Raw genomic sequence first — 15,671 nt, forward strand, 5'->3', positions numbered from 1 at the left:
ATGAGTATACAATTCGATGCCGAATCCCGTACGTTCCATTTAACAGCGGGTGAGACCAGCTACATACTGCGAATTATTGATGGGGACTATCTGGCCCATCTCTATTGGGGCAAACGTCTTCGCCGATATGAAGGCAGTAATGCACTGCAATATTTGGACCGGGGATTCTCTCCTAACCCCAACCCGGAGGACCGCACATTCTCTCTTGACACTCTTCCGCAGGAATACCCGGCTTATGGAGGCACTGATTTCCGCAATCCGGCCTATCAAATCCAGACCACAGATGGTACAACCATCTCCGATCTGCGGGTGATCTCCCATCAGATCGTTCAGGGAAAACCGTCCTTAGACGGTCTTCCCGCTACTTACGTGGAAGACGAACACGAAGCGCAGACCCTGCAAATCCATCTGCTGGATTCCCTCCTTGGTCTCTCCGTTACGTTGTCTTATACCGTTTACGAAAGACGAAATGTAATTGCCCGCTCCGTCCGGCTGCTGAATAAAGGAGCCGAGCCCTTGCAGGTCCTGCGGGCTTTCAGCGCCAATGTCGATTTCCGCGATGACAATTTTGATATGGTACATCTTCCCGGCGCCTGGGCCAGAGAACGGCATATTGAACGCCAACCGCTGCATAAGGGAATCCAGTCTATTGAGAGCCGCAGGGGCGCCAGCAGCCACCAGCACAATCCCTTTCTTGCCTTGGCACGAAAAGGAGCTACAGAAGAATGCGGTGAGATCTTTGCATTCAGCCTGGTGTACAGCGGAAGCTTTACAGCCTCAGCGGAAGTGGATCAGTTCTCGACCACGAGGGTCTCTATGGGGATCAATGATTTTGACTTCAGCTGGAGTCTTGAGCCTGGCGGGGCATTTCAATGTCCTGAAGCAATCCTTGTCTACTCACCGAATGGGCTGGGAGGAATGTCCCGGACGTTTCACGGATTGTTCAGAGAACGTTTATGCCGCGGGGAATACCGCGACCAGGTCCGCCCCATTCTGATTAACAACTGGGAAGGAACCTACTTTGACTTTAATGCAGACAGTATCGAACGGATCGCAGAAGCCGGCAGCTCACTTGGCATGGAGCTGTTTGTCTTGGATGACGGCTGGTTTGGCAAACGCGATGATGATAAATCTTCTCTCGGAGACTGGTTTGTCAATGAGAACAAGCTGGAGGGCGGATTGAACAGGCTGGCCGGGCGAATCGTGGACAAGGATATGCAATTCGGCTTATGGTTTGAGCCGGAAATGGTCTCCCAGGAAAGTGAGCTGTACCGCAAGCATCCTGACTGGTGTCTGCATGTTCCCGGCCGCAACCGTTCAGAGGGACGCAACCAGCTGGTTCTTGACTTCTCGCGGACGGAAGTATGCGGCGAAATCATCTCCATGGTTTCGGGGATCCTGTCGTCCGCCCCGATTACCTATGTCAAATGGGATATGAATAGACATATGACAGAGATTGGCTCGGCGACCCTTCCGCCGGTGAGACAACGCGAAACCGCTCACCGCTATATCCTTGGCTTGTATAGAGTAATGGAGGAACTGACGACAATGTTCCCGCATGTCCTATTCGAAAGCTGTTCAGGCGGAGGCGGGCGTTTTGATCCAGGTATGCTGTATTATATGCCTCAGACCTGGACAAGCGATAACACGGATGCCGTGTCCCGCTTGAAGATTCAATATGGAACAAGCCTTGTCTATCCGATTATCACCATGGGTGCCCATGTTTCCGCTGTTCCGAATCATCAAGTGCACCGCAGCACTTCACTGGACATCCGCGGGCATGTCGCCATGAGCGGGAACTTCGGATACGAGCTTGACGTAACCGCGTTAAGCGAAGAAGAAAAAACTGAGATTCGGAGGCAGATTGAGCTTTATAAAACAAACCGGATGCTGATCCAATTTGGCGGTTTTTACCGGCTGCTCAGCCCGTTTGAAGGTAATGAGACCGCATGGATGTTTGTTTCCGCCGACCAAAGCGAAGCGCTAGTCTTTTATTTTAGAACCGGAGCGGAGGCAAACAGCCGGGTGAGCTCGGTTCGGCTGCAAGGTCTGGATGAAGGCAGCGATTACTTCTGCGACAAAGGCGGAGTCTATGGCGCGGATGAACTGATGAACAGCGGACTTGCCGTTCCCGCACTATGGAAGGGCGATTATGAAAGCATCATGTGGAAATTAACACGAGAAACGAACATCACCCACTAATAAAACTTACAGGGCAGAGAGGAACATTTTATTATGCAAATTAAAAATGAAGCCATGCTGATCACCTATGCCGATAGCTTGGGACGCAATTTACAAGAATTGAATGAAATATTGGACAAACATTTGAAAGGAGTGGTCGGCGGGGTCCATTTACTGCCCTTCTATCCTTCGTCCGGCGACCGCGGATTTGCACCCATGGATTATACCCAAGTGGATGAATCCTTTGGATCATGGTCTGAGGTTGAAGAGATGAGCAGGAAATTCTATATGATGTACGACTTTATGATCAATCACATTTCCAGACAGTCGCCTTATTTCCAGGATTTCCTGGATAAAAAAGAGGATTCGGATTATGCTGATCTGTTCATCCGGTATAAGGACTTCTGGCCGGGCGGCGAACCCACAGATGCGGATGTCGATCTGATCTATAAACGCAAACCCCGTGCACCGTACGTTGAAGTCACATTTAAAGACGGAACTACGGAGAAAGTCTGGTGCACCTTTGATGAGCAGCAAATTGACCTGGATGTGACAACAGAAACCACGAAGAAGTTTGTCCGGGACAATCTGACTTTTCTCGCCGGAAAGGGAGCCTCGATTATCCGCCTGGATGCTTTCGCTTATGCTAACAAAAAGCTTGGAACGAACTGCTTTTTTGTAGAGCCGGAGATCTGGGAAATGCTTAAGTATTCCGAAGATATTGTAAATCCTACCGGTATCACCGTGCTGCCTGAAATTCACGAACATTACAGCATTCAGCTGAAGATTGCCGAGCAGGGTTATTATGTCTACGATTTTGCGCTCCCGATGCTTGTGCTGCATGCGCTGTTCAGCGGGAAGGCCCATCGTCTGGCCCACTGGCTGCAGATTTGTCCGCGCAAACAATTTACCACCCTGGATACTCATGACGGCATCGGAGTCGTTGATGTGAAGGACTTATTATCAGATGAGGAAGCGGAAATGACCCGTGAACATCTCTACAGCCAAGGCGCCAATGTTAAGAAAATTTACAGTACGGAAGCTTACAACAATCTCGATATTTATCAGATTAATTGCACTTATTATTCTGCACTTGGAAACGACGATCAGGCCTATCTTCTGGCAAGGGCTCTTCAGTGCTTTGCACCGGGTATCCCGCAAATCTATTACGTAGGCTTGCTGGCCGGAGAGAATGATATTGAACTGCTGGAGAGCACGAAGGAAGGACGCAATATCAACCGGCACTATTACACCAAGGAAGAAATTGAGGTTGAGACCAAACGCCCCGTTGTACAAAAGTTGTTCCAGTTGCTGAAATTCAGAAACAGCTGCCCTGCCTTCAGTGGCGATATTACAATTCAAGAGAAGAGCAGTCATGAGCTGGAAATCACGTGGAAACATCAAGCTAGTGAGGCAAAGCTTGCAGCGAATCTACTGACCAAGCAATTTACCATTCTGGCTAGAGAACAGGCAGGAGAGTGGACTGAGGTATTTGGGTAGGGTAGAATATAAACAACCAGCGCGCACGGATGCGATCCGTGCGCGCTGGTTTTATTTTTATATCCGATAAAATAAAATCAACTATCATACATCATGGAGCAGATGATAGAACGTTGAAGATCTATTTCTCTTTTTACAATCTTAAAAACTTCTTCCAGCGATGAGACAAACACTAAATCTTCTTGAGCGAAATAAGCTAGTGTTACTTTTACGCTCTCTTCATACGTTATAAAATAAGGACTATCCTTACTTTGCAGGGTCTCTCGTGCAACTTTAATTAAGTCTATGTAATCAGCATATAGGCGCTCTTGGATTGATGCTGCATCTGCACTTAGGGGACTCCAAGAATAAGCTCCTCCTTCAACAACTGCAGTTGAACCTTCAAGAAAAGTTAATCCCGAATATTGGTTAACAAGTTCTTCATAACGTTTTTCAATCCCCAAATATGCCTGTACAAGGATGCTTACAGTACTCAAACAAACTTGCCTCCTATCTTAATAATTATATGAAGACAAGATTCTATTTCTTTTTTAAAAATGATCTCAAGAGCTTCATTTTAGCTGACTCAAGTATATATGTATTTAAAGTTTCTGTATATATATATGAATATTTTAATATTTGAAAAATAAGCTTTTTCCTCGGACCGTTGTTCCAATTGAATCTCTGCTCCCTGCAGAATTCAAATTTAACTCCCCCTCTATTTCAATGTAACTTTTTAACAAATAATAAGTCTATATAATAGAAGTTCCAGAATATGCACCGGTTACAATACAATTGAGGATGGAGGATTCACAATGAGAAAGGAACAATATTTCATGAAACTTAGCTGTGCCGTCTGTGCTGCTCTGATGCTGCCACTCGGAGCGGGTGGTGGAACAGCTCAGGCAGAAGAGGCAGCAGTAAGCACAAGCAACATCTATTACCAGCAAATACAGGCACCGGTGGTACAACCTGCTTGGTCCCTGTCGATCGCAAAGCCCAAAGTGGCAGATAACCCTGACCCGGTGACAGCCATCGCAGAGAACGGCAAGGTATTTATGCTGCAACCAAACGGCAAGCTGGCCGCATTGAAGGCAGTAACCGGCACCAAGCTCTGGGAATATGGCAGCCAGTTGGCTCAGCGAATGGTGTACAACAATGGCGCCCTTTACGGAATGACCCAAGCGGGTGCGCTCTATAAGGTGAAAGAAGAAAATGGAAGCAAAGTTTGGTCCGCCACACTCGGCTACTCGGCTGCGGATAGCATTACGGTAACCGGAGGAACCGTGTATGTGACCCAAGGGCAAAAAATGGCGGCCGTAGATACCGCAACCGGCAAAATCAAATGGCAGATTGCCGAAGATCCAAATAATTACTACTCTGGCTCAAAACCGCTGGAGGCTGAGAGTGTTGTCACTAGAAATTATGCCGTATCCGGCGCACTCACCATGCCTCTGATCGCCGTATACGATAAATTGACCGGCACCAAGCTATGGGAGGCTTCCAGGCAGTTCTCCCCGCTGGCCATAAAGGATGGCATTCTTTATTCGGTGTGTGAATTATTCATGCTGGATGATGACCCGGTGAACCGCAAAATCAAAATCGCCGCCTTCAATCTCCGAACCGGAGCACCCAAAGGAGAGCGGACCTACGGTTGGACGGACAATGCCGTAACGGACGGAATATATCACGGAGGCGGCTCTTATGGCTCCGCATTTCTTAACGGGAACGATCTGTACATTCACCAAGGGCAGCGCCTCGCTCTATACGATTTCAATAACTATGTGCCCGGCGCAGAGCCGGTGAAGAAATGGGCACAGGAGAGATATGATCAGCGCTCCCCGCTGGGCCTGGTGCATCAGGACCGGGTCTATTTCACCGATTACAACAGCCATGGCCTAATTGCCATGAAACTGAATACCGGACATTATATACACTTCGATGGGGGAGAGAACGCTACGGTGCAAGCGGCTATATTCGGCAAGGGGGTTTATGTCGGACAGTCCGACGGACTGCTGCATGCCTATGACCTTATAAGCTCGAAGCCCGTATTCACCGTCCGTACCGGATCACGAGAATTCGCCCCCCTGCTGAAGACCGGCGGCATGCTGCTGGTTCAATCCGGCGGCAAGCTGCATGGGATTAAACTGCCCGCTTCACTGAATTAGCCGGAGAACAAGAAGGTTCAGGCATATTGTCATGTCGAATGAGAGGTTCATTATGAAGAAAACTAAAATATGGATAATATCCACAATATTTATGGTCGTCTTAACCGGTTTACGTCTGGAATGGCTGCAATATAATCTGGCTGCAGACTATCCTCTTGCGGAACAAGGGGTACTGGATCTGCGGGGATGGGATTCTCTGACCGAACACTCTCTGCCGCTGAATGGCGAATGGGAATTCTATCCCGGTGTGCTCCCATTCAGGAATGGCAGTTCATTATCTGAACTCCAACCACCAAGCCAATGGATCCAAGTTCCGGCTACTTGGAATTTAAAGGATGATTTATATGGCAAGGGCAAGTATGGTTCCGGTACTTACCGCTTGAGGATTCTTCTGGACCCCGACAAGGGAGAGTCTTACGGCGTCCACATCACGAGGATAAAAAGCTCGTCAGAAGTATACATAAACCGTCAGCTGCTAGGTCACTCAGGACAGCCGGGAATGACCAAAGACAACTACACACCACTAGAAAAACCGTATACAATGTATTTTACAATAAAAGATCAGAGCGAAATTGAACTTATCATACAAGTCTCTAATTTTGACGGAATTCGTAGTGGCGGGATTGTTCATTCCGTTGAATTCGGACTGGAAAACGCTCTTAGAAAAAACATAAAAATAAAAGAAAATGTGCTCTGGATTGCCTGTGTGGCTTATGCCCTTCATGCCCTCTACGGATTTTTGTTATATGTTTTAGGAGCCCGGAACAAGCAACTGATTTCTTTCTCAATGATGATGGTTTGTATTATTTTCGCAACGCTGCTAACCGATGCAAGGTTATTGTATAAGTGGCTTCCCTTCACCTATATCTGGGGACAAAAAATTGTCTATATCGTTATGCTGTCAGGTGCGTTCTTTTTGCAGCAATTGATTAAGGACAAGCTTCCTTCTTGGGTGCCCCACCGGGCGGTTCGAGTCTACAAGCTCCTGTGCTGCGTTGCAATTCTGGCGGTGTGCCTTCTGCCTTTACATCTTGTGAAGGGTCATGAAACCCTATATTTCGCTCTAATGTTCATTCCTTGCCTGCTTACTCCTTATGTGATGTACAGATCGACGGTCAAGCAGGTTTCGGATAATATTTTTCTGTTCCTAGCGACTCTTGCTGCTGTCAGCAGTATGATTTGGCTTGTTATTTACGAAAAGGCCCGGATTGAGGTGCCCTCATATCCTTTCGACCTTATTATTGCGATGATTTGTATTGCAGCCTTTTGGTTCAAGCGCTTTATCGGGGTGTCACGGGACTCTCAGGAGCTGGCAGGTATACTGCAAAAGGCGGACAAACAAAAGGATGAGTTTCTGTTTACTGTAGCCCATGAACTACGTAATCCACTGCACGGTATGATTAACCTCTCAGAGTCGGTATTCGACAGAGAACAGAACAAGCTGGGGATAAACAGTGCTAACGACCTTCATTTGCTGGTCAAGGTTGGCCGGCGTATGTCTTATATGCTGAACGATCTGCTGGATATAGCCAGACTGAAGGAAAATCAGATTCATTTAAACTTTGAGGCTATTTCCGTACATGGCGTTGCTTCAAGTGTTCTCGATATGCTTCGCTTTATGATAGAGGGCAAGCCTATTCAGTTGGTCAACTGTATACCGGCGGATTTCCCTTCAGTATTTGCTGATGAGTACAGATTGAATCAAATTCTGTTCAATCTTTTACATAACGCTATAAAGTACTCCGAAGCAGGCGAGGTTTCAGTGTATGCCGAAATTAAAGGCGAATGGGCGAGCATTTCGGTTGCAGATACGGGGATGGGGATGGATTCGGAAACAATGAGTAGAGTATTCGAGGCGTACGTTCAGGCACCTTTAGACTCGGCTTCATTCAGGGGGGGAGTTGGCCTGGGGCTTAACATATGCAAACAGCTTGTTGAAATGCATGGTGGAACGATAGAGGTACGATCGGAGATCAATATCGGCTCTATTTTCACTTTCACATTAAAACTTGATGGAGATAGAGCTGATGGAAAGCTACCTGAGCTGGTACCTGAAGCTCCAGATAATACAGCTGTAAACAATGATGTTAGAGCTTCTCTCGACACGAGCTCTCCTTACACAGAGCTAAATCTCACTTCACCTACTGACAGGATACAATTGATGGTTGTTGATGATGATCCTGTTAATCTAAATGTGCTAAAGTCAATTTTTGCGAATGAACATTATGATCTGTTTTCAGCAATCAACGGCGTAGAAGCACTAGCGCTGCTGGAAACAGGCGTATGGGACCTAATCATTTCCGATGTAACCATGCCGATAATGTCCGGTTACGAACTGACTGCACGAATTCGCGAACGTTTTTCTATCGCAGAGCTTCCAGTCCTTCTCTTGACGGCCAGTAATCGAGAAAAGGATATTGAAGCAGGATTCCGGTCCGGGGCAAATGACTATGTAACCAAACCAGTGAATGCAACCGAACTGAAATCCAGAGTAAGATCGCTGACAAATCTCAAAAAATCGGTAAATGAAGGATTGCGTATGGAAGCAGCATTGCTGCAGGCTCAAATCAAACCTCATTTCCTGATCAATACGTTTAATGCAGTATCTGCCCTCAGTAAGATCGACCGGGGAAAAATGGATGATTTAATTGATGAACTCACCAACTATTTTAGGCTTGGCATAGATTTTCAAAACTCTGACCGTCTAGTAACACTTGATCGGGAGCTTAGTCTTATTCGTTCCTATCTGTATATCCAACAAAAGAGATTCCAGGATAGGCTTCAGGTGGTATGGGAGATCGACGATAACATACAAGTCCAAATTCCTCCTTTGACTATTCAACCGCTTGTAGATAATGCCGTTACCCATGGCATATTAAAGAGGCCTGAGGGCGGGGAAGTACGAATTAGAGTAGCCGATATTGGCCAGGCTGTCGAGATTTCCGTTTCCGATAATGGTATGGGGATTGATGAAGAAACCCTCAAACATATTCTAGATATAAAGACAAACAGCCGAACGGGTATTGGTCTGTTAAATACCGACCGGCGGTTAAAACGATTTTGTGGGAGTACGCTGAAAGTGCAGAGCGTAGTCGAATCAGGGACTGTAGTCTCTTTCAGTGTGGCGAAAAAACTTTAAGTTAGCTGAAATAACTTATTTTGTAAATAGGTGGTGGAATGACAATGATTCAAGCTTTGCTTGTTGACGATGAGCAGCTGGCCCTAATGAATCTGGAACTGATGCTGAAGGAAATGCCCATGGTTAACGTTATCGGTGCTTACACTGATCCGGCCAAGGCTGTACAAGCATCTGCACAGTTGAATCCAGACGTCATATTTCTGGATATCGAAATGCCGGGACTGAACGGCATGATGGCTGCAGAGCTGCTGCAAATACAGTGTCCGCGAACCAAGATAGTCTTTTTGACCGCCTATAATAACTATGCTGTGGGTGCTTTTGAGCTGAATGCGCTGGATTATTTGTTGAAGCCTGTAAAGCTGGAGCGATTGATCAAAACCATTCAGCGTCTTGAGGAGCAAAAGGTCGAGGAATCTGCCGATAAGCACGAAAATAAAACCGTGATCCGTAGTTTTCAGTCGCTCCGGTTCGAACGTTGCGGACAGCCGCTTCTAAATATCCGCTGGCGCACCTCAAAGTCTCAGGAATTATTCGCCTATTTACTACATAACCGCAACCGTTTCGTCGGAAAAAATCATCTCATTGAGATGTTATGGCCCAATATCTCATATAAGAAGGCTTCCACTTTACTGTACACAACAATTTACCAGGTTCGGAATTGTTTGAAACAAGCTGAAATTGATCTGCAAATCAACAGTGTCAGTACCGAAGGAGGATATATCCTAGAGACAGACAACTTACTTATCGACGTTATGGAATGGGAAAAAGGTATTCAGGCGCTCCCCGCCATTAATCACGATAATTATGCGGAACATCAGCGGTTATTTGATTTTTATGCAGGAGACTATCTGGGGGATTATGATTATTTATGGGCGGAAAGTGAACGGCAGCGATTAAGATCCATCTGGCTGCATCATGCAATGGGCATGGCGGAGTTCTGCACCAGTAGCGATAAAATCCCCGAGGCGCTTACTGTATACCAGCGGGTTGTTCAGATGTATCCCTATTTCGAGCAGGCCCATTTCGGACTAATGAAAGTTTATAACAGCATTGGAGAACGCGCGGCAGTCGAGGAGCGCTACAACCTGCTAGCAGAGCTGCTTAACAGAGATCTCAGCATCGGCCCCCCGGCAGAAATAACAAACTGGTATGAAGAATGGAAGCAGCTTAATTTAAGAAAGCTATAGTCTTCTTTGCCTCACAAAACATACAAAGACACCCGCTCTTCAGTTGGGTGTCTTCGTATGTTCCAATGAGTTCTCGATTATTTATTGCGTGTCTTATATCTTCTGGAGAGTCCTGCACCCAGAATAACCAAGACAACTCCGGTTAAATAAAACAATAGCGGACTTTCTTCTCCGGTCTGAGGCAGCCTGTTTGGCACGTCTTGATTTTCAGGTTTTTGCAGTGTGCCTGTAGGCACTTCATCGACCAGAATCTCAATCTCGACCTCCTCGGAGTTCCCATCCTCATCGGTAATGATAATCGTAAACTTGTCTTTTCCGGTAAAGCCGTTGTCAGGCACATATTTCCACTTGCCATCAGGTTTAAGCACTATTGTCCCATGTTCAGGATCACTTCCGATACTTGGTACGCCGCCAAGCGGAATTTCCCCTTCAATCGGTATTTCTTTCAATGTGCTGACCTCGGTCCGCTGCGGAGCAGGCGTGATGGCAGGTTGGGTCGGAGCCGCTGACGGTACTGCAGTAGGTACGACCGACGGGGTCGCCGTTGATGTCGGCGGAGCCAGTTCCGTTGGCGTTGGCGCTACCGTTGGTGTTGGTGTCACGGTCGGTGTCGGCGTCTGTGGTTCTGCCGGTGTCGACGGTTCCGTTGGCGATGGTGCTACCGTTGGTGTCGGTGTCGGCGTTGGTGTCGGCGTCGGCGTTGGTGTCGGCGTCGGTGTCGGTGTCGGCGTCGGTGTCGGCGTTGGTTTCGGCGTCGGTGTTGGTGTCGGCGTCGGTGTTGGTGTCGGCGTTGGTGTCGGCGTCGGTGTCGGCGTCGGCGTCGGCGTCGGCGTCGGTGTTGGTGTCGGTGTTGGTGTCGGCGTCGGTGTTGGTGTCGGTGTTGGTGTCGGTGTCGGCGTCGGTGTCGGTGTCGGTGTCGGTGTCGGCGTCGGTGTCGGTGTCGGTGTTGGTGTCGGCGTCGGTGTCGGCGTCGGTGTCGGCGTCGGTGTTGGTGTCGGCGTCGGTGTCGGCGTTGGTGTCGGTGTCGGTGTTGGTGTTGGTGTTGGTGTCGGCGTCGGTGTTGGTGTCGGCGTCGGTGTTGGTGTTGGTGTCGGCGTCGGCGTCGGTGTTGGTGTCGGTGTCGGCGTCGGTGTTGGTGTCGGCGTCGGTGTTGGTGTCGGTGTCGGTGTTGGTGTCGGTGTCGGCGTCGGCGTTGGTGTCGGTGTCGGCGTCGGCGTCGCAGCTTTTTTGTTGGTAATCTGTTGCTCTACGCCTGTTGTCGAATTAATCGTGACCCTATGAGGTTTGGTATCCAGCAGATAGCCACCGGGTGCTGTTTTTTCGATCACAGCATAATTCCCCCCGATCAGTTTAGTGAATTCCAGCTTACCCTCTGCGTCCGTTACACCCTCACTGATCCAAACCATCTCATCATCAAATACACGGAACAGATCAAAGGCTGCACCGCTTAACTTCTTGCCAGGATCACTGTAATCTATTTTAATGATGCGTAAAGGTCCTCTGACACCGTTGCCTGTGCCGGAGCCGCTTGAAAGCTTGACCGTGATTTCCTGGTTACTCTCATTCGTAATTTCTTTTACATTTTTACCTTCGAAGCTTACTTTGTTGCTGACTTTTTCATTGTTTTGTGCAGTGATCAGCGACTGGTATTTCAGAATGTACGCCTCCGAAATATCCTTCTCAAACTTCAGTGTGAAACTTTCCTTCCCGTCGCTGTCTTTTAGAAGAGCCAGCGTATAATCCGAATCCTTCTCCAGTTCCTCCCCGGTTGGGTTAATCGTTCCATCGCTGGAAACCGTTGTTTTGTAGAGATGAAATGTGCTGCTGAGCAGGATTTGATTTTCACTCGGGATGTCCTTAATCACAGCATCTTTAACAAATGATTGGTTGCGGTTGATGTTGATGGACCAGTCAATTTTATTGCCGTTTTGGGTCCCCTTCTTGTTGATATATTCTCCCCCTTGAGGGATATTGACGGAGGCGCTCAAGTCTGCGGACTCCTTCGTTGTGCCGTTATACAATACAGCCGTATTGTCAACCTTATTCAGATCAATAGCCTGGTCGGCAAACGATGTTTGGAAGGAAACATAAAACGCATAACCGATCTCCTTGTTAAAGCTTATTTTCAGCTTGCCACTATCCATTACTACTGCATAGTCATCTTTACTTACATTGGAGCTTGTGGATGGATTCCCATTCGCACCGTAAACCCATTTGAAGACCTTAACCGATCCCATATCGACGATCTGTCCGCCGGCAATGGTATCCTCCAAAACGGCGTTAGCCAGCGTCTTCATATTGTAGTTAGCACCAATATTCCAGGTAATTCTCTTCGTAGTTGCATCATAAGAACCGTTCTTGAGTCCGTTGTTCTTCACTTCACCTCTTGGGTTCAAGGTAGAAGTTACCGTTTTCCCGCTTGGAGTCGCTGCTCCATTCTCGTACCATTCCAGCCCGGCAGTGTTGATAAATCTGTCTTTGCCTGCGGACAGCCAATCATAATTGAATGTTGTGGTATAAGAAATTACATAGGGTTCGGAGATCGGATCATCAAAGGTAATGGTAAAGCCGTCATTCGCAGCTGCAGGATCATGTGCTGTGTAGACCACATCATTGCTGACTGCAGCGCCGCCGCCAATAGGTTGAATCACAAGCGAACCCTTAACAAGCTTTAGCCCCGCATTGCTGAACGTATCCTTAACAATCAGGTCGTTCATAATTTTGGAATCCTTGTTAACGGTAATCGTCCATTTTACAGTCTTGTTCAAATAATCAATATTGCTGTAGTTCTTAAATAGAATTTGCTGACTTATACCTTGCGAGGCCGATACAGTTTCTCCATTGTAAGTCACTTTATTGGTAATCGTATCATTGTCAAAGACACGATTCTTCGCTTTCGTCTGATACTCGATCCGGTAGGCAGACTTAACGTTATTGTTAAATTTCATTTCAATATCATAGGTGCTTGCAGTTACAGAGGTGGTTATCGTGTAATCAGTATCAGGAAGCGGCGTACCACCCTTTACTACCTTTCCATTAGGCTCAATCGTAACCGGGAATACCTTTAGCGAGCTTGGGATGAGCTCCTGGGTAGCATTCAAGGAATCCTTCAGTACTGCATTGCTTGCCGGAATCAATTTTTGATTGTAATTGTATTCTATCGCCCAGGAAATAGTCTGACTGGCCTCATCGTAGCCTGCTGCCATTTTGTTCAGTGGTTTGCCCCTTCCCGCCGTTACAGTGACCGTAGATTCCTTGGAGAATCCGTTACCTCCACTAAAAACTGCAGTATTGGCATAGCTGGTAGCATCGGCACCCGCACTTGTAATATCCGTAACGAATTCAATTCGGTATGCCTTGGTCATCGGACTCTCTGTGAATTTCAAGTTCAATTCATCCGGAGTTGAAGATGTAAGATCATATTTGCTGCTGTCAAGTATATTGCCCGCTGTGACCGAACCATCCAGATTCACATCAAGTTCATGTACCAGGATTGAAGCCGTATCCAGCGACAACCCGTCCGGAATGTCATCCTTCACAGCTGCATTTCCCACACGATCCAATGCCTTGTTCACATCCACGGTCCAGGCAATTTGCGTCGGATTGTAGAACTGCGGAAGAGGAGTGCCTTTCTTCTCTATAGTTGAACCGGCTTTCGGCTTGAACTGGAGTTCAATGATCTGAGTACCGCCATGGATCGGAAAAGTCAGAATCTGCTTAGAAGAGCCATGGATTTTCTTTGAGCTTAGAAGGGATCGGACCGTAAACGTTCCACCCACTTGGTCATGTTTCTCAATATAATCATTGAATGTGAAGATAACATGATTGTTGTCTTTATTGACCGTATAAGTGCCGACGGATTCGCCTTCTAACAGAAGATCTCCGTTCAGATCGTTGTAAAGTTCAAACTGCCCGGGAAGATCAAATTCAAATGTCGATCCCGCCCCGTACCCATGTCCATCAGCAAGCGCCCATGTATAGTTCAGCTCGCTAAAGGAGTCAAGCTGATATACATTTCCCGTCACGGTCTCCGTGTAATTATCATCGGTGTACACGGCCAGAGTAACGCTTGTGATCAAATGATCTGCAATATTTTTTGGCTCTGCGTATACGCGGTCATTAAACCCAAAGCTGTAGGTCCACTGCGTTAACAGTAGAATAACAATTAGCCAGATATTTAACTTCCTTCTTCTCACTTGTGAACTGTCCTCCATTTCGTAAAGTCTCTCTTTTACTATTAGCCGCGTCTCAATGAGACGATTCATTCCCGTGATTCCCCCGTTACACTCCATCCCCCCTTGTCCCTTTGACCTCCACAAGTACCCAACTGCATAGATGCCTGGTACTGTAATAGTAAATTCCCGGTATGGACAATTTCTGAACATTTCACCAAAATACAATTAAAAACTTTCATTTTCCGACAAATGCCAACCATTCATCTTTACATCGCTTCCTTCCGAAACGACAAATAACCGTATAAAAGGGATGCCTCCGCGCCATTTCATAGTACGCGGGGCATCCCTTTCAACGGTGAATGATACATAGCCATAAATCTGTCGGTGTACAGTTCAGACTGGTCAAGGAAACTAGCCTGCAATTCCTTTTCCGGTGAGACGGACGGTCAGCATCTTACATGCTTGCGTTTAAACCCAACCCGGCCTTTGCCGACTGCCTTTTGAATATTTTCATAAGCGTGAATAAATTTGCTTTTGGCCTTATCCTTATTGACTTCTACCGGGCCTACGGCTCTTGCGGTCTCGCACGCCTGATCATGAAGCGGCAGATAGGATACCGCCACGGTGTATAAAAAGTTATTCATCGCGTATTTGGTGCGTTCCGGCGATTCATGAATCGTTTTTTTCACAAGCTCAAGCATACCGGCAATTTTGCTTTCGGAAAATTCATCGTCCGGCCGGTTGCCGAGCAGCCAGCAGTAACAGTTCCAGCCCCCTGACATTCTCAGCTCCTCACCGCTCGCGATCCATTTATCGGCAACCTCTTGTGCAATATCCGCTTCTGCCAAAGTTACTGCAACTACAAAATCGGACAACATATAAAAATAAGCCGCATCCATCCACCGGTCATAATCCGCTTCTGTCATTGCATTGGGGTCGGCAATAATGCCGGCAAAATACATGGCGTCGTAGTTCCCTGTCGCGTATAGCTGCTCAGCCAGTGGCTGATTTATTTTGGTTTTCTTAAAGATAGGCTTCATTGCGCCGGTGGCCACGCCAAAAAGCGGTTCCTGTGCGCCATTCGAGCTGTATATTTTCTTGGTTCGTTCCTTGCCTAGCGCCTCAAGCTCCTGCATGACCATCTCTACATTCATTGTTTAACACTTCCTTTTTTACTGGATACAGAAAGTGTACTTCACAGATTCCTCTATCGCAAGCTTGTTCATACTATTGTGGTTAAGCTGCTTATTGGTTGTAATTCCTTACAAAAGAACCGGACAGATAAATCTGTCCGGGGAGGTCTTGTTGTAAAGTAAGTTATTTAGTTGACGCTGCCGTAAAC

Annotated in this window: 8 protein-coding genes; 5 read left to right on the forward strand and 3 right to left on the reverse strand. The window is 47.2% G+C overall.

Features of this window, described 5'->3' with window-relative positions:
• On the forward strand, positions 1–2,202 hold the full coding sequence (locus NYE29_RS01675; RefSeq protein WP_340894037.1) for an alpha-galactosidase: 2,202 nt from the start codon (positions 1–3) through the stop codon (positions 2,200–2,202).
• Positions 2,203–2,235: 33 nt separating this feature from the next.
• Positions 2,236–3,681 (forward strand): sucrose phosphorylase, encoded by a 1,446-nt coding sequence (gene gtfA, locus NYE29_RS01680; RefSeq protein ID WP_340894038.1) that lies wholly within the window; start codon positions 2,236–2,238, stop codon positions 3,679–3,681.
• 77 nt (positions 3,682–3,758) lie between these two features.
• On the opposite strand, the gene NYE29_RS01685 is transcribed toward gtfA, so the two are convergent.
• Positions 3,759–4,157, reverse strand: coding sequence for a hypothetical protein (locus NYE29_RS01685; protein ID WP_076110468.1), 399 nt, complete (start codon positions 4,155–4,157; stop codon positions 3,759–3,761).
• Positions 4,158–4,475: 318 nt separating this feature from the next.
• On the opposite strand from NYE29_RS01685, the gene NYE29_RS01690 reads away from it, so the two are divergent.
• From NYE29_RS01690 to NYE29_RS01700, 3 genes are read left to right on the forward strand one after another with little or no spacing between them, the layout of a single operon-like run.
• On the forward strand, positions 4,476–5,828 hold the full coding sequence (locus NYE29_RS01690; RefSeq protein WP_340894039.1) for an outer membrane protein assembly factor BamB family protein: 1,353 nt from the start codon (positions 4,476–4,478) through the stop codon (positions 5,826–5,828).
• Between the two features lie 52 nt (positions 5,829–5,880).
• Entirely contained in the window at positions 5,881–8,967 is a 3,087-nt protein-coding gene (locus NYE29_RS01695) for an ATP-binding protein (RefSeq protein WP_340894040.1), read from the forward strand.
• Positions 8,968–9,011: 44 nt separating this feature from the next.
• The gene (locus NYE29_RS01700) at positions 9,012–10,154 is read left to right on the forward strand and encodes a response regulator (protein WP_340894043.1); all 1,143 of its coding nucleotides are present in this window, start codon (positions 9,012–9,014) and stop codon (positions 10,152–10,154) included.
• Between the two features lie 77 nt (positions 10,155–10,231).
• Here NYE29_RS01700 and NYE29_RS01705 read toward each other — a convergent pair whose 3' ends face one another.
• The gene (locus NYE29_RS01705; RefSeq protein ID WP_340894044.1) at positions 10,232–14,350 is read right to left on the reverse strand and encodes a collagen binding domain-containing protein; all 4,119 of its coding nucleotides are present in this window, start codon (positions 14,348–14,350) and stop codon (positions 10,232–10,234) included.
• 425 nt (positions 14,351–14,775) lie between these two features.
• The gene (locus NYE29_RS01710; RefSeq protein ID WP_340894046.1) at positions 14,776–15,483 is read right to left on the reverse strand and encodes a DNA alkylation repair protein; all 708 of its coding nucleotides are present in this window, start codon (positions 15,481–15,483) and stop codon (positions 14,776–14,778) included.
• Positions 15,484–15,671 lie beyond the last annotated feature (188 nt).

This window comes from Paenibacillus sp. FSL M7-1046, assembly GCF_038007405.1.
Lineage (GTDB): Bacteria > Bacillota > Bacilli > Paenibacillales > Paenibacillaceae > Paenibacillus_AQ.

Coding starts and splice junctions, on each gene's coding strand:
- NYE29_RS01710 (WP_340894046.1), bottom strand. CDS start 15,483: ATGAATGTAGAGATGGTCATGCAGGAGCTTGAGGCGCTAGGCAAGGAA.
- NYE29_RS01690 (WP_340894039.1), top strand. CDS start 4,476: ATGAGAAAGGAACAATATTTCATGAAACTTAGCTGTGCCGTCTGTGCT.
- NYE29_RS01700 (WP_340894043.1), top strand. CDS start 9,012: ATGATTCAAGCTTTGCTTGTTGACGATGAGCAGCTGGCCCTAATGAAT.
- NYE29_RS01695 (WP_340894040.1), top strand. CDS start 5,881: ATGAAGAAAACTAAAATATGGATAATATCCACAATATTTATGGTCGTC.
- NYE29_RS01675 (WP_340894037.1), top strand. CDS start 1: ATGAGTATACAATTCGATGCCGAATCCCGTACGTTCCATTTAACAGCG.
- gtfA (WP_340894038.1), top strand. CDS start 2,236: ATGCAAATTAAAAATGAAGCCATGCTGATCACCTATGCCGATAGCTTG.